23 protein-coding genes and 1 tRNA gene are annotated in these 25708 nt (G+C 61.7%); 18 read left to right on the top strand and 6 right to left on the bottom strand.

Annotated elements, in window-relative coordinates; translation table 11 throughout:
* Window positions 1-45: 45 nt before the first annotated feature.
* Both F3H98_RS10495 and F3H98_RS10490 read left to right on the top strand, forming a co-directional pair.
* Window positions 46-423 (top strand): MbcA/ParS/Xre antitoxin family protein, encoded by a 378-nt coding sequence (locus F3H98_RS10495; protein WP_149760095.1) that lies wholly within the window; start codon window positions 46-48, stop codon window positions 421-423.
* A complete protein-coding gene (locus F3H98_RS10490) occupies window positions 383-1153 on the top strand; it encodes an RES family NAD+ phosphorylase (RefSeq protein WP_149760094.1) in 771 nt (256 codons plus the stop codon). The genes F3H98_RS10495 and F3H98_RS10490 overlap by 41 nt, the downstream gene beginning before the upstream one ends.
* Here F3H98_RS10490 and gcvA read toward each other — a convergent pair.
* Window positions 1127-2035, bottom strand: a complete 909-nt coding sequence (gcvA, locus tag F3H98_RS10485) for a transcriptional regulator GcvA (RefSeq protein WP_149760093.1) — start codon at window positions 2033-2035, stop codon at window positions 1127-1129. The two genes, F3H98_RS10490 and gcvA, sit on opposite strands and share 27 nt — an antisense overlap.
* A gap of 100 nt (window positions 2036-2135) precedes the next feature.
* Here gcvA and F3H98_RS10480 point away from each other — a divergent pair, with 100 nt between their 5' ends.
* Window positions 2136-2435, top strand: coding sequence for a hypothetical protein (locus F3H98_RS10480; protein ID WP_149760092.1), 300 nt, complete (start codon window positions 2136-2138; stop codon window positions 2433-2435).
* A gap of 77 nt (window positions 2436-2512) precedes the next feature.
* Here F3H98_RS10480 and F3H98_RS10475 read toward each other — a convergent pair whose 3' ends face one another.
* Window positions 2513-3535, bottom strand: a complete 1023-nt coding sequence (locus F3H98_RS10475; protein WP_149760091.1) for a glycerophosphodiester phosphodiesterase family protein — start codon at window positions 3533-3535, stop codon at window positions 2513-2515.
* Between the two features lie 180 nt (window positions 3536-3715).
* Here F3H98_RS10475 and speB point away from each other — a divergent pair, with 180 nt between their 5' ends.
* The 3 genes from speB (at window position 3716) to F3H98_RS10460 (ending at window position 6538) form a co-directional block, all read left to right on the top strand.
* Window positions 3716-4681 carry an agmatinase gene (gene speB, locus F3H98_RS10470; protein ID WP_149760090.1) on the top strand — a complete coding sequence of 322 codons (966 nt, stop codon included), beginning with the start codon at window positions 3716-3718 and terminating at the stop codon, window positions 4679-4681.
* Between the two features lie 68 nt (window positions 4682-4749).
* Window positions 4750-5682, top strand: coding sequence for an N-acetyl-gamma-glutamyl-phosphate reductase (gene argC, locus F3H98_RS10465; protein ID WP_149760089.1), 933 nt, complete (start codon window positions 4750-4752; stop codon window positions 5680-5682).
* Between the two features lie 16 nt (window positions 5683-5698).
* The gene (locus F3H98_RS10460) at window positions 5699-6538 is read left to right on the top strand and encodes an aminoglycoside phosphotransferase family protein (protein ID WP_149760088.1); all 840 of its coding nucleotides are present in this window, start codon (window positions 5699-5701) and stop codon (window positions 6536-6538) included.
* Between the two features lie 79 nt (window positions 6539-6617).
* On the opposite strand, the gene F3H98_RS10455 is transcribed toward F3H98_RS10460, so the two are convergent.
* Window positions 6618-7709, bottom strand: a complete 1092-nt coding sequence (locus F3H98_RS10455; protein ID WP_149760087.1) for a COX15/CtaA family protein — start codon at window positions 7707-7709, stop codon at window positions 6618-6620.
* 203 nt (window positions 7710-7912) lie between these two features.
* On the opposite strand from F3H98_RS10455, the gene F3H98_RS10450 reads away from it, so the two are divergent.
* Window positions 7913-8128 (top strand): DUF2842 domain-containing protein, encoded by a 216-nt coding sequence (locus tag F3H98_RS10450; protein WP_149760086.1) that lies wholly within the window; start codon window positions 7913-7915, stop codon window positions 8126-8128.
* 18 nt (window positions 8129-8146) lie between these two features.
* Here F3H98_RS10450 and F3H98_RS10445 read toward each other — a convergent pair whose 3' ends face one another.
* Window positions 8147-9205, bottom strand: coding sequence for a polysaccharide deacetylase family protein (locus F3H98_RS10445; protein WP_149760085.1), 1059 nt, complete (start codon window positions 9203-9205; stop codon window positions 8147-8149).
* A gap of 194 nt (window positions 9206-9399) precedes the next feature.
* Between F3H98_RS10445 and F3H98_RS10440 the strand changes: the two genes are divergently transcribed.
* Entirely contained in the window at window positions 9400-10599 is a 1200-nt protein-coding gene (locus tag F3H98_RS10440) for a GNAT family N-acetyltransferase (RefSeq protein ID WP_149760084.1), read from the top strand.
* 51 nt (window positions 10600-10650) lie between these two features.
* Here the strand turns inward: F3H98_RS10440 and F3H98_RS10435 are convergent, their stop codons facing one another.
* On the bottom strand, window positions 10651-12807 hold the full coding sequence (locus F3H98_RS10435) for a GumC family protein (RefSeq protein ID WP_149760083.1): 2157 nt from the start codon (window positions 12805-12807) through the stop codon (window positions 10651-10653).
* Window positions 12808-13073: 266 nt separating this feature from the next.
* Here F3H98_RS10435 and F3H98_RS10430 point away from each other — a divergent pair, with 266 nt between their 5' ends.
* The 8 genes from F3H98_RS10430 to F3H98_RS31060 all read left to right on the top strand — a co-directional run bounded on the left by F3H98_RS10430 (window position 13074) and on the right by F3H98_RS31060 (window position 22929).
* Window positions 13074-13637, top strand: a complete 564-nt coding sequence (locus F3H98_RS10430) for a polysaccharide biosynthesis/export family protein (protein ID WP_149760082.1) — start codon at window positions 13074-13076, stop codon at window positions 13635-13637.
* 24 nt (window positions 13638-13661) lie between these two features.
* Window positions 13662-14798: a glycosyltransferase gene (locus F3H98_RS10425; protein ID WP_149760081.1), complete on the top strand. Its 1137-nt coding sequence runs from the start codon at window positions 13662-13664 to the stop codon at window positions 14796-14798.
* Between the two features lie 97 nt (window positions 14799-14895).
* On the top strand, window positions 14896-16434 hold the full coding sequence (locus F3H98_RS10420) for an undecaprenyl-phosphate glucose phosphotransferase (RefSeq protein WP_149760080.1): 1539 nt from the start codon (window positions 14896-14898) through the stop codon (window positions 16432-16434).
* Window positions 16431-17669, top strand: coding sequence for an O-antigen ligase family protein (locus tag F3H98_RS10415; RefSeq protein WP_149760079.1), 1239 nt, complete (start codon window positions 16431-16433; stop codon window positions 17667-17669). Before F3H98_RS10420 ends, F3H98_RS10415 begins: the two co-directional genes overlap by 4 nt.
* Window positions 17670-17818: 149 nt before the next feature.
* Window positions 17819-19096 (top strand): YcaO-like family protein, encoded by a 1278-nt coding sequence (locus F3H98_RS10410; protein ID WP_149760078.1) that lies wholly within the window; start codon window positions 17819-17821, stop codon window positions 19094-19096.
* A complete protein-coding gene (locus F3H98_RS10405) occupies window positions 19093-20421 on the top strand; it encodes a TfuA-like protein (RefSeq protein WP_149760077.1) in 1329 nt (442 codons plus the stop codon). Before F3H98_RS10410 ends, F3H98_RS10405 begins: the two co-directional genes overlap by 4 nt.
* A gap of 87 nt (window positions 20422-20508) precedes the next feature.
* On the top strand, window positions 20509-21876 hold the full coding sequence (locus F3H98_RS10400) for a gluzincin family metallopeptidase (RefSeq protein WP_188130390.1): 1368 nt from the start codon (window positions 20509-20511) through the stop codon (window positions 21874-21876).
* A 150-nt stretch (window positions 21877-22026) separates the two neighbouring features.
* Window positions 22027-22929, top strand: a complete 903-nt coding sequence (locus F3H98_RS31060; protein ID WP_188130399.1) for a pentapeptide repeat-containing protein — start codon at window positions 22027-22029, stop codon at window positions 22927-22929.
* Window positions 22930-22946: 17 nt separating this feature from the next.
* Here F3H98_RS31060 and F3H98_RS10390 read toward each other — a convergent pair whose 3' ends face one another.
* The gene (locus F3H98_RS10390) at window positions 22947-23309 is read right to left on the bottom strand and encodes a GNAT family N-acetyltransferase (RefSeq protein ID WP_188130389.1); all 363 of its coding nucleotides are present in this window, start codon (window positions 23307-23309) and stop codon (window positions 22947-22949) included.
* A gap of 246 nt (window positions 23310-23555) precedes the next feature.
* Between F3H98_RS10390 and F3H98_RS10385 the strand changes: the two genes are divergently transcribed.
* Both F3H98_RS10385 and F3H98_RS10380 read left to right on the top strand, forming a co-directional pair.
* Window positions 23556-25325, top strand: coding sequence for an adenylate/guanylate cyclase domain-containing protein (locus F3H98_RS10385; protein ID WP_149760075.1), 1770 nt, complete (start codon window positions 23556-23558; stop codon window positions 25323-25325).
* A 137-nt stretch (window positions 25326-25462) separates the two neighbouring features.
* Window positions 25463-25539, top strand: a tRNA-Pro gene (locus F3H98_RS10380).
* Window positions 25540-25708: the final 169 nt, after the last annotated feature.

The raw sequence follows: 25708 nt of genomic DNA, 5'->3' as shown, positions 1-25708 counted from the left end.
CTGGGAAACTTTTTGCACTATATTTCCCACAGAAAGGAAATCTCGATGCTGAAGCCGATTCCGCAGCCAACATCCCAGGCAGACGCCGTCATCACCAAGGCAGCCTTGCGCGCCGCCGACCAGCTCGACGTCACTGCCCGCACCTTCGCGGCGGTGATCGGCGTTTCCGAAGCCACCGTATCGCGGATGCGCAAGCAGGAATTCGCTCTGGAACAGGGCACCAAGCCGTTCGAACTCGCGGTGCTGTTTGTACGGCTGTTTCGTTCGCTCGACGCCATTACCGGTGGCGACGAAACCGTCTCCCGTGCCTGGCTGAAGAGTTTCAACACCGCGCTCGACGGCAAGCCGCTCGAGAAAATCCTCACGATCGTCGGGCTCGTCGATGTCATTGCCTACCTGGACGCCCGCCGCGCTCTCGTCTGAGACCGTCCGTCTCGACGGCAAATGCTGGCGCATGGTCGAGGCACAGCACCGCGTCTCGACGCTGAAGCTGGTCGACAGCCTGGATGAGCAGGCGGTGCTGGAAGACCTGATAGAGGAAACCAAGCCCGCCATTCCCGTCGAATGCCGGCATCTCGACTACCTGCTGGCGACGCCGTTCCGCTACGGGTCGCCTTACCCGTATGGTTCACGGTTCCGCCGGGCCGGCCGGACGCGGGGCGTCTATTACGCCGCCGAACACGTGACGACGGCGGTCGCTGAGATGGCCTTCTACCGGCTGCTGTTCTTTGCCGAGTCGCCGGAAACGCCATGGCCGCGCGACGCCGCCGAATATACGGCGTTTTCCGCATCCGTTCGCGCCGAAAGGGCGATCGATCTTACCTTGCCGCCGCTCGACCGCGACGACGCGAAATGGACAGACCCCACCGATTACGAAGCTTGCCAGCAGCTTGCCGACGTCGCCCGCGAAGCCGGGATCGAAGCCATCCGCTATCGATCGGTGCGCGACCCACAGCGGCAAGCCAATATCGCCCTGCTTTCCTGCCGTGCCTTCGCCAAGCCAAGGCCGGTCGACCGCCAGACGTGGCGGATCCGCCTCAGCGCTTCGGGCGTGCACGCGCTGTGCGAATTCCCGGAAAGGCGCATCGGTTTCGATCGAACCGCGTTCGATGATCCGCGGCTGGCGTCACTGCGCTGGGACCGCCGGCGCTGAGCGGGTCGCGGCCGCTTCGGCGATGATCCAGTCGCGGAAAAGCTGGACCTTCCGCGACCGGCGGCGCGCTTCGGGATAAACCAGGAAATAGCCGCGGCCATCCTCGACGACATGGCTGAAAGGCTGCACCAGCCGCCCGCTCTTCAATTCTTCCGCGAAGAATGTGGTGACCACCATGGCGACACCCTGCCCCAGCAGCGTCACCGCCACGTCCATCGCCTGGACGCCCAGCATCAGCCCCACGTCGTTGCCGTCGTCGAGATTTTTGACGCCGGCCTCCGTCAGCCAGCGCCGCCACCAGTTGGCGGAACCGAAGCGGCGGACCGTCAACAGGTCGGCGGGGTTGGCCAGCCGGTGACGGTCGCGGAATTCCGGTGTGCAGACCGGTGCGTAGACCATCGGAAACAGCAGGAAGACATCGTTGCCCGGCCAGTTGCCGCCGCCGCTTCGCACCACCAGATCGATATCATCCCTGATGAAATCGACCATCTCGTTCGACGTATGCAGCCTGATCTTGATGTTTGGATTGGCGGCCTGAAACGACGAGAGGCGCGGAACCAGCCATGCCGAAGCGACCGTCGGCAGCACCGAAATGGCAAGCTCGAGGGTGGCCTTCTCGGCGACCTCCGCAAAAGCCGAGCCAAGCAGGTCAAGCGCTTCGGTGACTTTGGGCGACAATCTGCGCCCGGTCTCGGTCAGCGTCACCTGCCGCGGCTCGCGGGTGAACAGCGGTGTACCGATCCGCTCCTCGAGCAGCCTTATCTGGTAGCTCACCGCGGCCTGCGTCATGCCGAGTTCGTCGGCGGCCTTGGTAAAACTCTGATGGCGTGCGGCGGCTTCGAAGGCGCGGATGGCAGCAATAGGCGGCAGCTTCATGCGCATACATAAGCATTCTTTATGGCAGATGGCGATAATTCGCTTTGTGAATCCGCTTCTCAGACCCCAACTTCCCTATCAGGAGCGAGCCGTGTGGGAGGAAAGGATGAGAGCAGCGTTCAAGAAGGTAGCAAAAACGCTGTTGAACCCGCGTTTCTGGAAAACGGCGGTGGGAGGCGGACATGCGAGGCGGTTTCGTGCGCCCGGTCTCGACGGCTTCGGCGACGGTCAGCTCGGCGACATCGCGGTCAGCCGCGAAACCGAGCACCGATACAGCAGACTGCGCGAGCCGCGGGAGCTGGGAACTCTGTTCCCGAAACCCGGCGGAATGCCAGCCGGCGATATCGAGTTCGGCCCGACCGAGCCGCGCCGCCGCGAGCCCGTCAAGCAGCTGACCGAGGTGTAACCCTATCTCTTTGTTGGAGCATGATCTTTTCCGAAAACCGGTCCCCACTTTTCGGGATCATACTCTAGCCGGCGCCATCAGTTGGTGAGGTCGTAAGGGATGCGATAGCCGTTGGCGGTCAGCCAGTCGATCGCAGCCTTCGGCTCGTCGGTCTGGATGACGGTGACGCCACGGTCGACCCAAAAGCCGAACGCCTCGCCCGGAGCGTCGGCAAGCACCGCTAGCTTGTCGCCGCGTCCACCCGACAGATAACCGCCAGCTTTGTTGACGATCGAATAGGTGTTGACCCAGAGGTGCCAGTCGCCCCGCGCAGCCACCGCCCGGGCCCGGGTCGTGAAGAGTGCACCGCCTGTATCGGTCATCGCTTCGCCCGCCTGGTGCCAGTTGATCATTTCGACGGCATCCGCCGAGAAGGCTCGGCTGGCGGTTTCCAGGAAACGCACGTCCTTCACCGCATCGTCGGCGATGATCGGCATGAATTTCACGCCCTCGCCGATGGCCGCGACCGTACGCTTCATTTCGGCGATCTTTTCAGCGCTCCAGAGGTTCTGCTTGATCACCACCTCCTCGGCCATGCCAAGGTCGCGAGCCACCGCCACCATCCCGGTAAGGTCCTCGATCTCAAGCTTGTTGTCGATGTTGACCAGCACCTTACCCCTGGTGAAGGCAAGCATCTCGCGCAGCGTCGGCACGCGCTCGTCCGTCACTCGGCCATTTCCCTCGACCGCCAGCCGGCATTGTTTCAGTTCGGCGACGGTGCGCTGCACCACCTCACCCCTGCAATCGGTGGTGCGGTCGAGCCAGCTGTCGTGCATGACAACATACTCACCGTCCTTCGATCTGCGGACATCGATCTCCACCATCTCGACACCGAGTTCAATGGCGCTGGCAATTCCCTCGAAAGAGTTCTCGGGGTGCACGATCATGCCTTTTTCCATCCAGCCACCGCGATGCGCGACGATCATCACGTGGTCGCGCCACTGGTTGGCGTGCTCGAACCGTTCGAGAATCTGGCTGGCGCGCGTGGTTTCTGCAAAGGCCGGCGCCGCAAGCCAGAGGGCAACCGCCGCAAGGATCGCGCCCAAACGAATCATCCGCATCCAATCGCTCCATCGGAGGCTGTCAGACGCATGACGCCCTAAACACGATGGATGACAGCGCAATGAATCAACGTGACGAGGCGATGACAGCCGGACCCGGACAAACGTGACGAAAGGGGTCGCATTTCGGAAAAGAATGTCCAATAAGAGCCGTTCCGAAGATGACAGAGGGGACACCAAATGCCATCGACTTCGATCGACAACGCCTTCACCGCACGCAAGACGACGGGTGCCGCCAGTGACCCGACCTATGCCGGCGCGCTCTCTTTCATGCGCCGCAAGTTCAGCAAGGACGTGAAGGGCGCCGATGCCGTGGTGTGGGGAATCCCGTTCGATGCTGCAGTCTCCAACCGCCCAGGCGCGCGCTTCGGCCCGCAGGCGATCCGGCGCGCATCGGCGATCTTCGACAACGATCCGCAGTATCCGTTCAACCGCGACCTGTTCGAGGCGATGAGCGTCATCGACTACGGCGACTGCCTGCTCGACTACGGCAACCACCAGAAGACGCCGGCAACCATTGAGCGCGAAGCGGCCAAGATCCTCAAATCGGGCGCATTTCTCTTGTCGCTCGGCGGCGACCATTTCGTCACCTGGCCGCTGTTGAAGGCGCATGCGGCGGTGCACGGGCCGCTGGCTCTTGTCCATTTTGACGCACACCAGGACACGTGGCTGGACGACAACAAGCGCATTGACCACGGGTCCTTCGTGGCGCGCGCGGTGCGTGATGGCATCATCGATCCCGATCGCTCCATCCAGATTGGCATCCGCACCCATGCGCCTGATGATTTCGGCATCAGGATCATCTACGGTTATGAGGTCGAGGACATGCGGCCGGCAGACATCGCCTATGCGATCGCCGAGCGCACGGGCGGCAAGAAAACCTACCTGACCTTCGATATCGACTGCCTTGACCCGGCGTTCGCGCCAGGCACCGGCACCCCGGTTTCGGGCGGCCCGACGCCGGCGAAAATCCTTTCGGTGCTGCGCCAGCTCGGCCATGTCGACATTGTCGGCGCCGACGTCGTCGAGGTTGCGCCGGCCTATGATCATGCCGATATAACGGCGATTGCCGGCGCCACCGTCGCGATGCATTTTCTCGGCCTTCTGGCCGAGCAGAAGGCGCGCAGCGCGGCGCTGGCGGATTGATTCAATAGCTTGCGGGATTGAATCCGGAAACGGGCCTATCCCTTTGAATTCTCGATCGGAATGCGACCATGAAACCGAAAATCTTCATCGACGGCGAACACGGCACCACTGGCCTGCAGATCAGGGCGCTGCTTTCCGGCCGCGATGACCTCGAAATTATCTCCATTCCAACCGAACGGCGCAAGGAAGCCGCGGCAAGGGCCGAATATCTGAACGCGGCCGATGTCGCGATCCTCTGCCTGCCCGACGATGCCGCGCGCGAAAGCGTGGCGCTGATCGCCAACGACACCACCCGCGTCATCGACGCCTCGACGGCACATCGCGTGGCCGACGGCTGGACATACGGTTTTCCAGAGATGGACAATGCGCAAACCGCGGCAATCGCCAAGGCGAAGCGCCTCGCCAATCCGGGCTGCTGGCCGCAGGGGCCGATCGCGGTGTTGCGTCCGCTGGTGACGGCGGGGCTGATGCCCGCCGATTTCCCTATAACCGTCAACGGCATTTCCGGCTATTCCGGTGGCGGTCGGCCGATGATCGAGGACTATGTCGCCAAGGGCGAGGACGCGCCGGAGTTCCTGCCCTATGGGCTGACGCTCAAGCACAAGCATGTGCCCGAACTGCGCACTTATGCCAGGCTCGAGCACGACCCGCTGATGCAGCCAGCAGTCGGCAATTTCGCGCAAGGCATGATTACGGTGGTGCCCTTGCAGCTTGGAAGCCTGAAGAATGTGCCGACCGGCGCCGAACTCCACGCGGCAATCGCCGATCACTACGCCGGCCTTGCCGGCGGCGTCGTCGAGGTCGCGCCGCTCGGCGATCTGGAGCGTACGCCGGAGATCGATCCCGAGGTCTACAACGGCACCAACCGCATGAAGCTGCACGTCTTTGCAAACGACAAAAGGGCTCAGGCGCTGCTGATCGCGGTCTACGACAATCTCGGCAAGGGCGCGTCGGGTGCTGCGGTCCAGAACATGGACCTGATGCTGGGGCTCAAACACTAACGCGAATTCGCTTCACATGGATTTGCCTTCCCTTCCGGATCGCTGGAACGTCAGCGATCCCATCCTGATTGCCGAGACGTTTTCGAGCCGCATCTGGAAGGTGCGGCGCGAGGACGGCAGCCTTGCCGTGATCAAGGCGCTCAAGCCATTCGACGATGTCGCCGACGAACTGCGCGGTGCGCATTATCTGTCGTGGCGCGATGGCGTCGGCGCGGTGCGGCTGCTCGGTTTCGAGCGGCAAAGCATGCTGCTCGAATATGCCGGCGACCGGCTGCTTGTCGACGAACTGAACGAGAATGGCGACCGGCGCGCGACAGAAATCGCAGCCGAAGTCATGGCGATGTTGTTCTCGCCGTCCGATGTCCCTCCTCCCGCCGATCTGCAGCCGTTGCGGGAGCGCTTTGCCAGCCTGTTCAAGAAAGCCGGGGCCGATCGCGACGCCGGGCTGGAGAGCCCGTACAGGGAAGCGGCGGAAATCGCGGAACGCCTGCTTTCGAACCCGGTCGAATTGCGCGTTCTGCATGGCGACCTGCACCACGACAACATCCTGCATGGCGAGCGCGGCTGGCTGGCGATCGATCCCAAGGGTATTCTCGGCGACCCCGGCTTCGACGCCGCGAACTTTCTGTTCAATCCGTTGGATCGCCACGACCTTACGCGCGATCCGGAGCGCATCGCCCACATGGCCGAGACCTTCGCCACGGTGCTCGGGCAAAGCCCCGCCGCGATCCTCGATCACGCCATCGCCTGGGGTTGCCTGTCGGCGTCATGGCATGCCGAAGACCGGAACGAGGTTGAAGAAACCAGCGAACTGGCGGTCGCCGCCGCTGTTCGCGCGGTTCGCGCTAACTTCTGAGCATGATCCAGAAAAGTGGAAACCTCTTTTCGGAAGAGATCATGCTCCAACAAAGATAGAGCCCATTCCGATTCGAGGATTAGGCTCTGAGCGCCGCCTCGCCTGGCAGGGGATAAGCCCCCTTGGTGCCACGCCAGTGGGCGGTGGCGAAAATCAGCACCACCATGGCGAAGGCCTGGTGCAGCAGCGCCCAATGCATGTGCGCCTGCATCAGCAAGGTGCCGACGCCGATCGCCGCCTGCCCCAGCACCAGCACCGCCAGCAGCCAGGCGCGGCGCGCATGCGTGCTGCCCGGCATCGCCCGCGACGTCGCGAAGGCGTGCCAGAAGGCAGCGGCGAGCACAGCGTAGGCCACCATGCGGTGCACGAACTGCACCGTTTTCGGGTTCTCGAAGAAATTGCGCCAGGCCGGGTCGATAATCAGCAAGTCGCCAGGCACGATCGCTCCGTCCATCAGCGGCCAGGTGTTGTAGCTCAAACCGGCATGCAGGCCGGCGACGAGCCCGCCGAGATAGATCTGCACCAGAATGAGTAGCACCATGATGCCGGCGAAACGCTGGACGCCGCGATCGGCGGGCGCTTCCGTGTGGGTCGCCAGTCCGCGCGCGATATAGACCGTCGCGGTGATGATGATGCAGGCGAGAGTCAGATGCGTCGCGAGCCGGTACTGGCTGACCGAAACGCGTTCAACCAGCCCCGATGCAACCATCCACCAGCCGATGAAGCCTTGTAGGCCGCCGAGCGCCAGCAGTCCGACCATCCGCCATTTCAGCGGGCGCTCCAGCCGGCCGGTCAGCCAGAAGAAAGCCAGCGGAATGGCGACGAGAAAACCGACGCCGCGGGCCAAAATGCGATGCGCCCATTCCCACCAGAAGATGCCCTTGAACTCGTCGAGGCTCATGCCCTTGTTGAGCTTTTCATACTGCGGAATCTGCTGGTACTTTTCGAACTCTTCCTGCCATTCCGCAGGGTTGAGCGGCGGAATGACGCCGTGGATTGGTTTCCACTCGGTGATCGAAAGGCCGGACCCGGTCATGCGTGTGGCGCCGCCCACCATGACGATGGCGAACAGGACGACCAGCACTGCATAGAGCCATAGCCGGACCATCCTGCGGTTGCTCTGGACTCGGTCGGTCGTGGCCGACGCAGATGTGTTGGTGATCGAAGCCATGTCGCCGTTCAGGTTCCTTATCCGCCGGATAGGTGAACCATTGGCGCAGCGCTTGCAAGGGAAAGGCTCGCGCGACACGCCGTCGCGCCGCGCTGGCCGACCGGCGGCCGGTGTTGCGCTAAGATGCGCGAAGCCTTACGACGCCTGCATGAATTCCGGAGCATGAGAGCGCCAACGATCAAGCGGCTCTCCAAAGGACAAAGATGCCCGTTCGCCTGAGGAAGCTCATCGGAACCATCCTTCTGGTTCTCCTGGTGATCGTCTACGCCATCGTCGCGACAATCATTGCCGTCGCGCAACTTGCGGAATCCGGGCCTGTCGTCCACCTGGCCTTCTTCCTGTTCAGCGGCTTGCTCTGGATCCTGCCTGCAATGGCGATCATCAAGTGGATGCTGAAGGCGCCGAAGACCACCTCCTGACTGTGGAGCCCAGGCACCTCAGACGGTGACCAGCACCTTGCCCCTGTTGGTGAGCGGCGCGGTGATGCCGGAAAGCATAGTCCGCAGATACCGGATGCGCTGGTAGCGGCCGTTGAGCGAAATGCGCGGCAACGCATGAAGATGGCCGGCATGTTGGGAGTGCAGCAGGCCGTGACGCGTTGTTACCGCCGAGACGAAGCCGGCTTCCCCCGCAATGCCGGCTTCTCGAGGGCCGACGGCTGAAACATAGCCATAGGGATAGGCCAAGTGCAGCGGCGCGCGGCCAAGCCGGTCTTCCAGGATGGCCCGGGCTTCCGTCATCTCGCGCATCGCCTTCTCCGCCGGCAACCGGCGCAGGCTGTAGTGATGCACTGTATGGGCGCCGATCGTCGCCAGCGGATGGCCGGCAATAGTGCGCAGTTCGTCCCAGTTCATCAGCGTTTTGCAGCGCGGCAGGTCGAAATCGACGCCGGCGCGACGGGCAAGTTCCCGAACCACCGCGCACTGTTCTTCTTCCGGGATTTCGCCGGTTAGATAGTTCTCCAGGCGCCGGTTCGCCTCGGCCTTCTTCTTGGGGCTCGAAGCATCGAGCGTGATAGTGCCTTTCGCAGCCGGCAGATCGATCCGGTCGCTGGCGCCGACGATATCTTCGATCACGTTCCACCACAGGTCGACGGCGCCGTCGATCAGCCCCGGTGCGACATAGATGGTGAACGGCGTTCCGTGCTTCTCGAAAACCGGCAGCGCTTCGGTCAGATTGTCCCGGTAGGCGTCGTCGGCGGTGATCGTCGCGAACAGTTCATGGCCCGTCCCTGCCCGGATACGGTCGACCGCTTCGTCCATCGAAACAAAGCGATAGCCGCGACCCTTCATGTCGCCGATCACCTGGTCGAGGAAGTCCGGCGTGATGCTCAGATGTCTGTTGAAACCAAGCGGGCCGCCCGGCTGGGCGGTGACCCGGTGCAGCATCAAAATGGCGCCGATACCGCCGACCAGCGGCTTGGCCAGCGATGCCAATCCCGAATAGTGGGCGGCATCCAGGGCGAGCTTGCGCAAAACCTCCGCCCTGTCGAACATTCATTCACCTTTTGCGGCTAGAGCATTTTGCAGCCCGGTGGATTTACCTGGCGTCGCACAAATGCGGCTAAAACGAACAGATAGAGCGAAAAGCCCATTTCAACCTGAACGCATTTCGCTCTAACGTCGCGCGGCATGAAATGCGAACGGACCATACCGCCTGCGTCGGATGATTACGCGTGAAGGATTGAAGTATGGTTGACGCGTCCTCCGAAGCCGCGACCGGAGCAGCCAGCGGGCGGACGCCCGATGCCGCGCCGAAAGCCACCGTCCACCTCGCCGCCGAAGACGCCATCGACGCCTATCGCGCGGCCTGTGCCGATGCGGTTGTCTCCCCGGCGCAGAGTTTCGCCTGGATCAACGCGTGGGTTGCCAGCATCCGGCCGGATTTCCTTGTGGCCGCGCTGGACGCCGGGGACGGCCCGGCCTTCGCCATCGCGCTTGAAGTCACGCGGTCGGGGCCATGCCGGGTCGCACGTTTCATGAGCGGCCGCCATGCCAACGGCAATTTCCCGCCCTTGCCTCGAAAAACAGCACAATCCGTCACGCCGGGCGACCTCGACGCAATCGTCGCGGCGATCAGAGTTGCCAGGCCCGATGTCGACATGCTGGCTTTCGAACGTCTCGCCGACCGGATGGAAGACCGCGAAAACCCGCTGCTTGCGCTGCCGCATTCGCCAAGCGCCAACCTGTCGCTGGGCGTCGATCTCGCCGGCGGCTTCGACGAACTTCTCGACCGCGCCAATGGCAAGCGCAAACGCAAGAAGCACCGCTCGCAAGTGCGCAAGTTCGAGGCCGCAGGCGGTTTCCGGCGGATCGAAGCGAAGACACCGACCGAAGCCACCGCCATGCTCGACGCGTTCTTCGTGATGAAGGAAGACCGCTTCCGCGAGATGGGCATCACCAATGTGTTCGGCGAACCCTCGGTCCGGTCGTTTTTTCGCGCCTTGTTCGCCGAGGCCCTTGCCGAGGAGGAGCCTGCCTTCTTGCTACATGGCCTCGAGATCGGCGGCAGGTTGCGCGCCGTCACCGGTTCCAGCCGCGCTGCGGATCGGCTGATCTGCGAATTCGGCTCGATTGCAAAGGGCGACCTCGGCAATGCCAGCCCGGGCGATTTCCTGTTCTTCGACAACATTCGCGAAGCCTGTGAGAAAGGCTTCGCGATCTACGACTTCAGCGTTGGCGACGAGCCCTACAAGCGCCTGTGGTGCGATATCGAGACCACCCATTTCGATGTCTTCGTGCCGCTGACCGTCAAAGGCCGCCTGATGGCCGCCAGCATGCGCGCGACAAGCCGCTTGAAATCCGCGGTAAAGAAGAGCCCAACGGTCTGGCGCATCGCCAAGGCGCTGCGCAGGCGCGGTAGCGCTCCTGCTCACACCCAGGACGATTAGAGCATCGGACCGAAAGTGTGAGGCGTTTTCTGACCGATTTAGCGTTCGCAGCTAAGCGGCCGAACGGTCCGGCTGCGGCGACGCCGGAGGCACGTGGCCCGACGGCGACACCAGCGTCAGCTTGTCGTAGCCGCCCGCTGCCAGGTCCGCCGCCGTTTCGGCGATTGCCTTGTCATCCGGTTGGATCACACTGACCAGTATCTCGGTGCCATCGGACACCAGGCGACGGATGCCTTCGGCGTCGGCCGGGCCGCATTCGACAACAACCACATCGTAGGCAGTCGTCAGCGAATTCATGATGATCGGCAGACGGTCGGCATGCCGCATGGCGAGTTCGGGGTCGACGGTGCCCAGCGGAATGACATGGCAATCCGAATAGAGATCGCCGTGGATCACCTCGGAGAACTGCGCTTCCAAGGCGAGCAGGTCGGTAATGCCGGGGTAAGATGCGCGTTCCAGCATCGGCAGCGATGCCGCCCCGTGCGAGGTCAGGTCGAGCAGCAGCACGCGCAGGCCGGCATCGGAGACCTCGCGGGCCACCATCACCGCCGCCGCCGCCGCCTCGTCGCCCTCGGGCGAAACGAAGATGGCGCGCGACGCGCCTCCGGCAATCAGCTTCTCGGCTGCCATCTCGACGGTGATTTCTCCGAGGCTGGACGGTTTCGCAATCTTTCGCTCTACCCGGGGCCGCGCGCGCGCCGGCGCAACCGGCTTTCGCGCCTCCGTGGGTTGCGCGGCAGGGGCCGGCTCGGCCTGCGGCTCCGGCATCGAGACCTGCTCGATTGGCTGTGGCCGCGCACCCGGAGCCGGCCGCATCGCGCGCCCGCTGAACAATTCCTGCAGCAACGTCACGATCGCCATGATCAGCAGCGAGGCGGCAAACGCCGCACCGACGATCGGCACTGTTTTGGGGAAATACGGCTCGGACGGAACGATCGCGCGCGAAAAGATGCGCGCATCGACCGGCAGGTAGTTGCGTTCCTTGCGCGAGGTCGCCTCGCGGTAGCGTGTCAGATAGGATTCGAGCAGCTCGCGCTGTGCGGCCGCTTCGCGCTCCAGCGCCCGCAATTCGACTTCCTCTTCCCCGGCGCGTGCCGATTCCGCCTTCAGCGTGTTGAGGCTCGCCACCAGCTCGTTCTCGCGGAATGACGATGTCTTGGCCTCGGTCTCCAGGCCCTTCAGCACCTTCTCCGTCTCGTTGCGGATCTGGCCGTCGAGGTCAGCAAGCTGCGAACGCAGCGCACGGATGCGCGGATGCCCATCGAGCAGCGTGGTCGACAGATCGGCAATGTCGGCCTTCAGCTGCACCTGGCGCTCGCGCAGGCGCTGGATGAGGCCGGAAGACAGCACTTCCGGCAGCGTATCGAGCGACGTGCCACTCCTCAGCGCCGCACGCACGCCTTCCGCATTAGCCTGTGCCGCCGCACGGTTGGCGCGCACGCGGGCCAGTTCGGTCGACAGTTCGGAGAGCTGCTGGGTGGCGAGCACCGAATTGTTCTGGCCGACCAGCAGGTCGGATTTCGAGCGGAAGGCCGCGACTTTCGATTCAGCCTCTTTCACTCTTGTCCTGAGATCGGCGATTTCCGGCTCCAGCCAGTCCGTCGCATCGGCATTCGACTGCGATTTCGCGTCGCGCTGCATGGCGAGATAAGTGTCGGCGAGCACGTTCGGAACTTCGGCGGCGAGCTTCGGATCCTCCGACGAAAAACCGATCACGATGACGCGCGACTTCTCCACCCGGTAGACCGTCAGCTTCTCGCGAAACGCCTTAAGCACGCGCTCCTCAGGTGGGATTTCGTTGGGATCGGACTTCAGCCCGGCCATGACCATGATCCGGCCGATCATCGACATGTCGGCCGTCTCGTCGAACTCCGGCAGGCTGGCGAGATTGAGCTTCTGCGCCACCCGCTTCAGGATGTCGGTCGAGCCGATCACCTCCACCTGGCTGGTCACCCCCTCCTCGTCGAAGATGGGGCTGGTGTCGCTGGTGTTGTTCGTATCCGGCCGCGTGAAGACAGATTCACGCGTTTCGATCAGCAGCCGTGTCTCGCCCATATAGCGCGGCGTCGCCAGCCAGGCGAAAACCAGCGCCAGACCGGTAATCACCAGCGAAACGACGAGGATGCGAAACCAGTTCGCGGCAAGGCTGGAGAAAAGCCTGCCGAGGTCGACGTCGACATCGTTCGCACTGTTATGAACGCCAGACATGCATTCCGACTCCGGACTTCCAAGCCCGCAACGTAAACAACTATGGTAACTCAGGAGTTAAGGTGCATGCCAGTGGCCGCCGCGGCGGCTGGCGGCCGGCATGTAATCCGCGCTATCCACCCGCCCCTGTTTTCCGTCGATGTCGCGGCAATTGCCCGTCTGCCAGCGGAAGTTTTACCACCCATTAACCCTAACAGGATGATAACGGGCCGATCCGAAGTGTGCCGGTGGGTGTCCGGCCGACGCTTAAAGGTAAATGCCCGGCCATGAAATGCCTTCGTTTCCTTGTTCACGCGATGCTGGCGGTGGTCGTGCTGGCCGGCTGCTCCAGCTACCGGCCGGCGCCGGCGGCGTTTCATGAGGTTCTCGATCAGCCCTACCGGCTGGGCGCCGGCGACCGCATCCGCGTCACCGTGTTCGAACAGGAAGGCCTGACCAACACCTACAGCGTCGACCAGTCCGGCTACATCGCCTTCCCGTTGGTCGGCGCCATCGCCGCACGCGGCCACTCGGCCCAGGAAATCGAAGGCCAGCTCGCCGCCAAACTGCGGCAGGGCTATCTGCGCGACCCCGATGTTTCCGTCGAGGTCGACCGTTACCGTCCAATCTTCGTCATGGGCGAAGTGGGTGCGGCCGGCCAGTATTCCTACGTTCCCGGCATGACCGTGCAGAAAGCCATTGCGGCTGCCGGCGGGTTTTCGGCTCGCGCCAACCAGGCAAATGTCGATATTACGCGAGACATCAACGGAAAGGTCATGACTGGCCGGGTATTGACGTCCGATCCGCTCTTGCCCGGCGACACGATCTATGTCCGCGAACGACTGTTTTGATCCATATGCTCCGGCGACCCGACCGTGACGACGAAGCTGCGCATCGTGCACTGCTTCCGCTCGCCCGTGGGGGGAATCTTCCGCCATGTGCGCGATCTGACCGAGGCACAGGTCGCGGCGGGTCACGTGGTAGGCATCGTCTGCGATTCGACCACCGGCGGCGAGTTCGAGGAGCGGCTCTTCGACGACCTGGAGAGCACGCTGGCGCTGGGCGTGCGGCGCACCCCGATGCAGCGTCATATCGGCCCCGGCGACATCGCCTCGGCCTGGAGAACATACAAGCTTATCAAGGAATTGCAGCCGGACGTTATACACGGGCACGGCGCCAAGGGTGGCGTCTACGCGCGTGTGTTCGGTTCATTGTTGCGGGTTTCAAGGTCTCGCGTCGCCCGCCTTTATTCGCCGCATGGCGGCAGCCTGCACTACGACGAAACGACAATGACGGGGAAATTCTTCTTCGGGCTTGAACGCCTGATGGAACACTTCACCGACCACCTGCTTTTCGTTTCCGAGTACGAGCGGCGGGCCTTCCGTCGCAAAATCGGCAGGCCCCATGCGCCCAACAGCCTCGTCTACAACGGCCTGCGGGAGAGCGAGTTCGAGCCGGTCGCGCCGGCGCCGGACGCCGCCGATCTGCTTTACATCGGCATGATGCGCGATCTGAAGGGACCGGACATCTTCATCGACGCGCTGGCCGCGGCGGAAAAGACGCTCGGCAGGCCGATCAGCGCCGTCATGGTCGGCGACGGCGACGACCTGCCGCGCTATCAGGCGCAGGTCGCCCGCCTCGGGCTTGCCGACCGCGTGCAATTCAAACCGGCCATGCCGGCGCGTCAGGCGTTCGCGCTGGCCCGCCTCGTCGTCGTGCCATCGCGCGCCGAAGCCATGCCCTACATCGTGCTCGAGGCGCTGGGCGCCGGAAAACCGATGATCGCCAGCGCTGTCGGCGGCATTCCAGAGATCTTTGGCGCCGGTGCGCCGGGCCTCGTGGTTCCAGTCCCAGCAGAATTGGCCAGCCTCATGGCGACAGCCCTTCAGGACATGTCGGCCTATTCAGCGCTGATGCCGCAACTGCCGGACCTCAGGCTCCGTTTTGGGTCCGACGTGATGGCCCACCAGATCGAACAGATCTACTTTTCGGCGCTCGGCAAAGCCGTCTGATCCGGGCCAACTGGCGCAACCGCTAAATGAAACTAGACCTGCAAGGGTTTCTTAGCCCATGTTTGATATTCGTCCGCCAACGCCTGCGGGACCGGATATGAACGAAAACGACCCCTCGAAACGCTTTTCGAAGGATGCCGTCCGCAAATTCGACGACGGCGCCAATCGCAAGAATACGCGGACCGAGCTCAACGACGTCGCCCGTCAGGTGGCTTCGCAGTACCGGCGCGACACCATGTCCCCGGTCATGGTCAGCGGCGTGCTCAGATTGGTCGAGTTCGGCCTTCTCTTCCTGTCGGGCATGGTGCTCTACGCATTCTATCTCGGTTTCTCGACACATCTTGCCTGGGAATATCCAACGATCATATTCGGCGCCTCGCTGATCGCCGTCATCCTGCTCGACGTCACCGACTGCTATCAGGTGCAGGCGCTGTTCCAGCCATGGGCCAATTTCGGGCGCATCCTTTTCGTCTGGTCGGGCACCTTCGCGCTTCTGGCGCTTGCCGGCTTCTTCTTGAAAATATCGTCGGATTTTTCCCGCTTCTGGTTCGGCTTGTGGTTCGCAAGCGGTTTCGTGCTGCTGTTCGGGCTGCGGCTGGTATTGTCCGGCATGATCAGGCGTTGGGCCCGCAACGGCACGATGGAACGCCGGGCGGTCATCGTCGGCGGCGGCCAGGCGGCGGAATCGCTGATCCGCTCGGTCGAAAAGCAGCCCTACAACGACATCCGAATCTGCGGCATCTTCGACGACCGCGACAACCGCCGCTCGCCCCCGGTGGTCGCTGGTTATCCCAAGCTCGGCAATGTCGCCGAACTCATCGAGTTCGCCCGCATCGCCCGCATCGACATGCTGATCGTTTCACTGCCGCTGACGGCCGAATCGCGCGTTCTGTCGCTGTTGAAGAAACTCTGGGTCCTGCCCGTCGATATTCGGCTGTCGGCGCATTCGAACCAGTTGCGATTCCGGCCGCGCTCCTATTCCTTCATCGGCTCGGTGCCGATGCTCGACATCTTCGACAGGCCGATCAACGATTGGGATTCGGTCGCCAAGCGGGCCTTCGACATCGTCTTTTCCGTGTTCGGCATCATCGTGTTCTCGCCGATCATGCTGGCCACGGCGATCGCCATCAAGCTGGACAGCAAGGGGCCGGTGATCTTCCGGCAGAAGCGGCACGGCTTCAACAATGAGATCATCGACGTCTACAAATTCCGTTCGATGTATGCCGACCAGGCCGATCCGACCGCCAGGAAGGCGGTCACCAAAAACGACCCGCGGGTCACCAGGGTCGGCCGTTTCATCCGCAAGACGTCGATCGACGAACTGCCGCAATTCTTCAACGCGCTGTTCGGCAGCCTGTCGCTGGTCGGCCCTCGCCCGCACGCCATCACTGCGCAGTCGCACAACAAGCTCTATCACGAGGTTGTCGACGGATACTTCGCCCGCCATCGCGTCAAGCCGGGCGTAACCGGCTGGGCGCAGATCAATGGCTGGCGCGGCGAGATCGACAATGACGAGAAGATCAAGATGCGGACGGAGTACGATCTCCACTACATCGAGAACTGGTCGCTCTGGTTCGATCTGAAGATCCTGTTCCTGACGCCGGTGCGGCTGCTCAACACGGAAAACGCCTATTGAGCGCGATCAGCCATGAACTGCCCCGGCAAGCGGTCAACGCCAAGCTGATTTCGCTGATCACGGCCGCCGCGGTGTCGCTCGGCGTCCTGCTTTCGGGCTTTGTCATCAATGAGCCGGCGCCCTACGAACTCTACATGGCCGCGCTGATCGGCGTCTGGGCGCTGTTTGGCCTGCGCATCTCGAAACCCATCGTCCCGCTGGTCGTGCTCCTCGTCACTTTCAACATCGGCGGCATGATTTCGATGACGCAGATGGCGGAGTTGTTCAACACGCCGCTCTACCTCGCCGTCTCGCTCTTCCTCGCCCTCACCGCCATTTTCTTCGCGGCGGTCACCGAAGCGCAGCCCGGCCTCTACCGGCTGATATTCGGCGCCTGGGTGACGGCCGCAATCGTCACGGCGGCGCTCGGCATTCTCGGCTATTTCCAGGCTTTTCCCGGCGCCGACATCTTCACCAAGTTCGAGCGGGCCTCAGGCGCTTTCCAGGACCCGAACGTCTTCGGCCCGTTCCTCACCCTGCCCGGCATCTACCTGCTGCACCGCCTGCTGACCGGCAGCGTGGCGAGGATGCCGCTTTACGCGGTCCCGCTGCTGATCATCGTCGGCGGTGTCTTCCTGTCGTTCTCGCGCGGAGCCTGGGGATTGTTCGGCGCATCGGCCATCCTGCTGGTCGCCGGGCTTTTCCTGCAAAGCGCCAGTGGCGTCTTCCGGCTGCGCATAGCGGTGATGACCATCGTCGCGGTCCTGCTGCTCGCCATGACCATCATGGTCGCGTTGCAGGTTCCCGCGGTCGCCGAACTCTTTTCAGCCCGCGCCAGGCTGGCGCAGGACTATGACAGCGCCCAGTTCGGCCGTTTCGCCCGCTACGGCATCGGCTTCCTGATGGCGATGGAACACCCGCTCGGCATAGGCCCGCTGAACTTCGGCCGCATCTTCAAGGAAGACACGCACGATATCTGGCTGAAAGCGCTGCTTGACTACGGCTGGCTCGGTTTCGTCTCCTATCTCATGCTGATCTGCTGGACGGTCGCCGCAGGCTTCCGCATCCTGTTCCGCGATCGGCCGTGGCAGCCCTACCTGCTCTGCGCCTATGTCGTGTTCCTCGGACACATCGCGCTCGGCACCGTCATCGATACCGACCATTGGCGGCATTTCTACCTGCTTCTCGGCCTGATCTGGGGAGCGATCGCGCTGGAGTATCGCTACCAGCGCCGGCATCGTGTGGACTTTGCGTAAGCAGCTCAAGCTCCTTCTTTCGAGCACATCGTGCCGGGAACGATTGGGCTGCGCGTCCCGCCTTTAGGTGGGCGAGTGCTCGAAACACGCTGAATTCTGTTGCTTCCTAAAGATAATTCCCCTTTCCTTGCGCAGGAAGACTTGGCGAAATGGAACCAAAATTGGTTTTTCAACAAGATACACTGCGCAACTTGCACCAGCTCCATGACGAATATGGGCAAGGAGAGAAAAACTATTTCGTCGGCACTCATCGCGCCGTTCATCCATCCGTAACGGTTGCGCGGGTGCGCGAGCTGATGCCGCTCATGGGCATTACGCGCGTCGCCAACGTCACCGGGCTCGATCGCATCGGCATCCCTGTGGTCATGGTATGCCGCCCAAATGCTCGGTCGCTTGCGGTTTCGCAAGGCAAGGGTATCGATCTGGAGGCCGCTATTGCTTCGGGCCTCATGGAAGCAGCCGAGCTCTTTCACGCTGAGCACATAGAATTGCCTTTGAAGCTCGGGAGCAATTCGGAGCTGTCCCATTCGCATAGATTTGTCGATATCGATCGCCTGCCGCGCGTTGCCGGCGGCCGGTTCGACCGGAACCTGGTGACGCTGTGGATCGAAGGTGTCGACCTCCTTTCCGACGAGCCGCGCTGGCTGCCATTCGAGTCTGTCCGCACAAACTTCACGCTTCCGTTGCCTCCAGGCAGTGGTTGCTTCGATTGCAGCAGCAACGGTCTCGCCTCCGGCAACACCGCCGCCGAGGCCAGTTGCCACGCTATCTGCGAGATCGTCGAACGCGATGCGACCGCGCTGTGGAACCGGATCGCACCGAGCGCACGCGCCGGGACCGGTGTTAACCTCGAGAGCGTGAAGGACGAAACCTGCCGCGGGATCCTTCGCAAGCTCGAACATGCGGATTTCGATGTGGCCGTCTGGGAGACAACGACCGACGTCGGTGTTCCTTCGTTCTTCTGCCTCATTGAAGACCGGCGCAGTTCCGCCAGCCACAGCGGCATCGGAGCAGGTACGCATCCAGCGCCGGAGATCGCCCTGCTCAGGGCGCTGACCGAGGCCGTCCAGGTGCGCACGACCTATATTTCGGGAACACGGGATGACATTCTGCCGGAGGAATATGGCGAGCGGCATCGCGCGGGCAGAAGGCGGATCGCTGCGCGCCTGCTGGCCGAGCACTCACCGGTCCGGGATTTCGGGGCCATCGCCGACCGATCTCAGAACTCCTTTGCCGCGGACTTGGCGTGGCTTCTCGAACGCCTGAAGGCGGTAGGCGTACGAGAAGTGGTGTCGGTCGACCTGAGCAGGTCCGGATTCGGCATATCGGTGGTGCGCGTCGTTATCCCGGGCCTCGAGGGACCCGACGATCATGACGCTTACGTGCCCGGTGAGCGGGCACGCCGACTGCTCGGGATGGCGACATGAGTGCAGTCATTTTCTGCGGGCCGACCCTACAGATGGAGGAACGCGCAGCCTACGCGGCTTTCGAGTTCCGCTCGCCCGTCCGTCAGGGCGAACTCTACGCGGCTGCCCGCGAGGCCCCGAGGGTGATCGGCGTGATCGACGGCTATTTCGACGGCCAGCCGGCCGTTTGGCACAAGGAAATACTTTGGGCGCTGGCCAACGGCGTTGCAGTGTTCGGTGCCTCGAGCATGGGCGCGCTTCGCGCAGCAGAACTCCATACCTTCGGGATGCGCGGCGTTGGATCGATCTTCGAAGCCTATCGCGACGGCCGATTGACCGACGACGACGAAGTGGCTTTGGTCCACGGCCCTGCCGAAACCGGCTATCTTCGCCTGAGCGAACCGATGGTCAATATTCGCGCAACGCTCGAGCGTGCCGTTTCAGAGCATGTTCTGGATGGGGTTGCAGCTGAAACGATCCTCGCGTTGGCGAAGGCGCAATTTTACCAGGAGCGAAGCTGGGCCAGTGTTCTAGCCGACGCCGCAAATGGACTGCCGGCGGACTCTTATGAACGTTTTTCGGCATGGCTCAAGAAAGGCAAGGTCGATCGAAAGCGTGACGATGCGCTGCTTCTGCTCGACGCGGTGCAAGCGTTTCTGGCAGAGGGAGGAAAGGCGGAATCCCCGACCTTCTCCTTCGAATGGACCGAAACATGGGCAAACGCGCCTTGGCGAAACGCACCGCCAGAAGTCGGCAACGCCGAGGACGAAGAGGCGATCCTCGACGAATTGCGGCTTGATGGAGCTTATGCGCGGGCAAGAAAGGAGGCGCTGTCGCGCCTGCTCGCCAGCAACGAGGTCGCCGCGACAGGCGCTGTTCCCGATCGCAGGGAGATAGCGCGCGAGATGATGGCGTTTCGCTCGCCGCGCGGCCTCGTTCGTCAGACCGACGTGCTTCATTGGGCGGCGGAAAACGATACCAGCGCCGAGCATTTCGAGCAGATGATGGCTGGCCGAGCAAACGTCGAGAAACTCGCCCGGTTGCGGGACGCCGAACTTCGCCCGCTCATTCTTGACCAGTTGCGGGAAGACGACGCCTATGTGGCATTGCGGGAGCGCGCGCGGAGGAAAGCGAGGCTGCATCTGGAACCGGCAAACAAGATCCCCTCGCCGCTGCTCGTCTCCTGGTATTTCGGCAAACGGCTCGGAGTTTCAACGCCGGACGATCTCGGCAACTACGCCGCATCGATCGGGCTTGCCAACCTCGACCGGTTCTACGCGCTGCTCGCCGTGGAATATGTATTTCGCAGTATTCGCTCCAAAGAAATACTCGCTGGCGGCGACTGACAAAAAGCTTTAGTATGTATATCTGTGGGCGGCGTTTGATGACTTGGCCGCCAGTTGCTGCTTTCACTCCGTCTTGCGGAGACAGAAATGCCAGAGAGGGGAAACGGAACCGGGCGTGAGGCGGGAACGCGGTTCCGGCTGTTTGCCCAGCCGCCGTTTCTGAAACCATTTCGGGAGCCGGAGACGGTATGGGTGTCATCGCCCGCTGGCTCTGTAGGCCCCGGCCCTGCCGACGATCGCATGTATGTCGTCGATCCGATCGGCAAGCGGGCAGCCTATGGCCTTTCCGAGGATCGGTTCGGCAATGCCGCCTATGTCCTGCCGCCTTGGCCCGGCCCGGCCTTTCCGCCGGCCCTCCCCGATGCCGACGGCCATTTCGATGGCATCGAGGTTGAAAGTCCGGAATTTGAGGCAGCGCACCTTTTCGGTGTCGTACGGAGAACGCTCGATGTCTGGGAGGGCTATTTCGGCCATCCAATCGAATGGCACTTCGCCCGCGACTTCGACCAACTCGAGTTGGTTCTGCAGCGCAATCTCGTAGAGAATGCCTTCATGGGATACGGCTTCCTGGAGGTAGGAATTCATCGCGCGTCCAACGGGGCCGTCCATCCCTTCAGCTTGAATTTCGACATCATCGCGCATGAAGTCGGCCATTGCATTGTCTATGCAGTGGTGGGCGTTCCCAACCCGGAGACTACATACGCCGAATATTACGGATTTCATGAATCCGCTGCCGATCTGACGGCGCTGATTGCAGCGTTGCACTTCGATTCCGTGATCGATGAGTTGCTGGCCGCCACGCACGGCAATCTCTACACGCTGAACCTCGTCAACCGCATCGCCGAACTGACGGGCAACGACCAGATTCGGCTCGCCGCAAATCCGCTTTCGCTTCTCGACTTCGTCGGCGGGTGGCGCGACGAACATGATCTGGCGCAGCCGCTGACCGGCGCGATCTTCGACATGCTCGTCGACATCTTTCACGAAGAACTGGTGGAGCGCGGACTGTTCAGCGCCGACGCCGAGGATCTTTCAGACCGGATGGAGGATCAGCCCGACTACCATCAGATAGTGCAGCCGATTTTCGATGAGACATATGCCGCCGCTCCGGACGGATTTCGCGAGGCCCTTGTCTCGGCGCGCGATACCGTCGGGATTTATCTGGCGGAAACCTGGCGCCGTCTTTCGCCGGATTATCTCGGCTACGACGATGTCGGTCGAACGCTCTTTGCTGTCGATCAAATGCTCACCGGCGGCCGTTACAGTCGCATCATCGACGTCAACCTGCGCCGCCGCGCTATTGGGGCGGCGCGCGTCGGCCCGCAACTCGCGCCTCGCGACCGGAAGAGCCACTTTGAGTTGCCGCGCGTGTTCATGCCGGAAAGGCAGAGCAACTGCTGTCGTCGACGGTCGAGTTATAGGGAGCGGCTTGAGATGTCGCGACGTCGGGTATGAGATTTCTTTTTAACAATCGACAATTTTCATTCGCGATTGAGAGTGAAGCTCATCTAATGTAAAGATAGAGAAACTTAAAATGATAGAAAATAGGAGAATTAGCGTGAATGACGACTGTTAGCCATTCCGCCTTTCAGAGGGGACGCATCGATGACTGAAACACTGCTTAGCCCGTCAAATGTTTTGCTTTTCGGACGCAAGGTTGAGGATCTTCAAATTGTCGAACCAAAAGACCTTCCCCCCCTTGTACGCAGGATGGTGCATCTCGCCTCGGCTGCTGCGGTCGATTTTGCCAACCCGCTGCCAACAGAGTTGGACAATATTAAAATTCCAACCAGGGGAAAAACAATAATATTATTGAAAAACCAACCAGCTGGTGATCCACATAAAAATGGACTTTATAAGATAAAAGATGGCGTTTGGACTCCGGTCCCACTTACAAAAAAAGTTTTAATTCATGTGCAGCTTGGCAAAAAAAATTCGGGAAAATATTTCACATTGAGTCCTTCGGGAACAGTTGCAGAACAATCAAACCAAGATGATCGGCATGGTCCGTTTTCGGCAGATAGGATAGGACTGGTTAGCCAACTTGAGGAACAGCTTCAATCGGCACAATTCCCTTGTTTTGCCCGTATTTACGGTTTCAGCTTTGAAGGCTTCTATTATGATCTGCCACGCCCGATGCTCTTCTTAGTGCACGGAGAAGGTCTCCCCGCAAGCGAACTCAGGATAAATGCTTCGGGTGCGCCGAGGATTGCACGCGCTCCCGGTAGCCCCTCATTGACCGGACTGGGGCAGGCGGATTTCCAGTTTTCAGACGACATCATGGTCTGGTCCTACGAAAAGGCCGACTATACCATCCGCATGGATGTCGAGACCGGCATGTTCGAACAGGTGCTGCTCGATGCCATGCTCGACGGGCCAGGCGGCTTCGATGCACGCGGTGCTAACGCGCGCGGCGCAAACGCCCGCGGTGCGAATGCGCGCGGCGCAAACGCCCGCGGTGCCAACGCGCGCGGCGCAAACGCCCGCGGTGGCGGGAACAGCGACTGATCGAAGCCCCGGGAGGTCTATGAATCCGGTTCCCACACCATGTCGAAGATCGGCGTGGCGTCGGGATCGATGACGCGGAAGCCGAGCCGCTCATAGAGCCCGATCGCCCTGTTCGTACGAACGACGGCGAGCGATACCGTTCTTCCCTCGCTCCGTGCGCGCTCGAGGAGTTCGGTGATTAGCCGCGTTCCAATTCCTTGCCCGCAATATTCCTCGATCAGGTGGATCTGCGCCAGATTGTAGTCCGTATCGCGCTCACTCACCTGCATCCAGCCAATGTCCGTCCCGTTGAGGGAGATGATGTTCACATCGTCGGCCTTGAAGGACCGGCGAAGCGCAGCGCTGCGCTCCACTTCGTTCCATGATCCGAGTTCGGTCATGAGTGGGCGCATCGAGTTGATATAAATCTTTTCCGCGAAGGCGAATTCATTGCGCCTTGCGCGCCTTACGTCGAATTCCGGATGCTGCACCATTTGGCAAGTATAGATAATTTACAATTATGTCGTGTGGTGAACTTCACATAAGCATGATGGGATTTCTTTGCGTGCAGTGCAATACTGTCACATGATATGTTGACCTTGTTCTGCACGACATTGGGCGCTTTAGAGAAAGGTTGAAACCAGACGATGCCAGGCACCCGCCAGGAACGGCTTAATCACAAACTGTCGGCGATTCTCTATGCCGACGTTCATGGCTATACGCGCCTGATGGACCACGACGAGGCCGGAACGGTGGTGCGCCTTACGCGCTCGCTGGCCCTCATACGCAATCTGGTGGGCGACTACGGCGGCGCTGTCGTGAATACCGCCGGTGACGGACTCGTCGCGATTTTTCCGAGCGCGAGCCAGGCGCTGCATTTCGCCATGGAAATGCAGCTGGAACTCTCCAACGAATCCGCCTGGTCCAGCGGACAGGAACCCTTTGCCTACCGTATCGGCATCACCATCGGCGACACCATCGCCGGCGACGACGGCGTCTACGGGCACAATGTCAACATGGCGGCCCGCATCCAGGCGCTCGCAACTCCCGGCGGAATTTGCATAACCGATACGGTCTACCAGCTTGTGAGGAGCAACCCTGAACTCTCCTTGCGGTCGCTCGGCAAGCAGAAGTTGAAGAATATCGAGGAGCAGGTCGAAGTCTACGCTGTCGAACTCGACGCGGCCGCGGCGCGCGCCGAGCCGATGCCCCTCATGTCGCTGTCGCGGGTGACACAGCGCCTGGTGCCGGACAGTTCGCTTGCGGTGCTGCCGCTAAGAAACGTTTCAGGCGATCCGGCCGATGCGCATCTGTGCCAGGGTGTCGTGGCCGATCTCATTTCAAACCTGTGCCGCTTCCGCAGTCTGATGGTTATTGCGCGGCACTCGTCTTTTCTCGTTTCCGCTCATCTCAAGTCGCTGCGCGAGATCGGGCAGCAACTCGGGGTCCGCTATCTCTTGTCCGGCAGGTTCCGCCGCGTCGGCAACGAGATCCGGTTTTCTTTCGACCTGAACGAGACCGACACGGAAAATACGATCTGGTCGGAACGTTATGAGGGCTCCATCGCGGATATTTTCGCTTTCCAGGACGATGTCACCGCCACCACGGCCGCGCGGCTTGCGGTTCACATCGACATGGCCGAGAACCGCCGCCTTTCGGCGCAGAACCATCCCAATCTCCATGCCTACGGCCTCATCCTGCGTGGCCAAGACCTGAGCTTCCGCTTCAGGCCGGAGAGCAACTCGCACGCAAGGCGGCTTTTCGAGGAGGCTCGCCTGCTCGACCCGCGCTACGGGCGCAGCTACGCCGCAATCTCGCGCACATTCAATTTCGAATGGCGCTACAACTGGACCACTGACCCGGACGCTGCGCTGAACGAGGCGCTCAATCTCGCCCAGCTTGCTGTCAAGTATGACGACCTCGACGCGCGAGGGTATTCGGAAATGGGCCTTGCTCATCTCTACAAGAAGGAGCACGACGAGGCGCTTGCGGCCTATGAGCGCGCATTGCAGCTCAACCCGAATGACGCCGACCTCCTGGCGGAGATGGGCGATTGCCTTGTCTACGTTCGTCAAGCCGAGCGCGCGGTGACGCTGCTTGAGCGGGCGATCAGGCTCAATCCTTATCACCCGGATTCTTATCTCTGGTATCTGGGAGATGCGTATTTCCACCTCGGCGAATATGAAAAGACAATCCAGACGCTTCGCAGGATGCGCGACAACTCGGAAGGGCACCGGCTGCTCGCGGCAAGCCACGCCCTACTCGGTCAATCGGATGAAGCCGAGAGGCACGCTCGTGCGGTGATGGAAGTGCACCCGAATTTCACCGTGGAGCATTGGCGAAAGGTTCCGCCCAATAAATTTCCGGAAGACCTGGAGGTTTTTGTAGAAGGCCTTCGCAAGGCAGGCTTGCGGTAAGTCACCGGGAACATGCCGGCCGCGGCACCGCCTATGTGGTGGGTTGACGCCACCTTCCAATTTGTTCCGTTTTGTCGCCTGCGAAAGATTTTAGCCCTTGCGCCGCAAACCTTGAGAATATAGGGCTCTTTCCGGTTCGGAGCGTAGCGCAGCCCGGTAGCGCACTTGACTGGGGGTCAAGGGGTCGTGGGTTCGAATCCCGCCGCTCCGACCAAAAATTCCGGGAAATCTCACCAGATTGGCCGCCTGCAAACGGCAGGCGGCTATCTTGCCATACACCGAGCGGCCGTGCTTTCGTAAGGGCACTTGCGGCTTTGGCGGTTTTGGCACTGGCGGCTCTGGCCGTTCCGCCGTCGCGCGTCAGATCAACGATCCGGCGCGGC

This window comes from Neomesorhizobium albiziae, assembly GCF_900114255.1.
Classification (GTDB): Bacteria; Pseudomonadota; Alphaproteobacteria; order Rhizobiales; family Rhizobiaceae; genus Neomesorhizobium; species Neomesorhizobium albiziae.
This window is presented reverse-complemented; position numbering and strand designations above follow the sequence as displayed.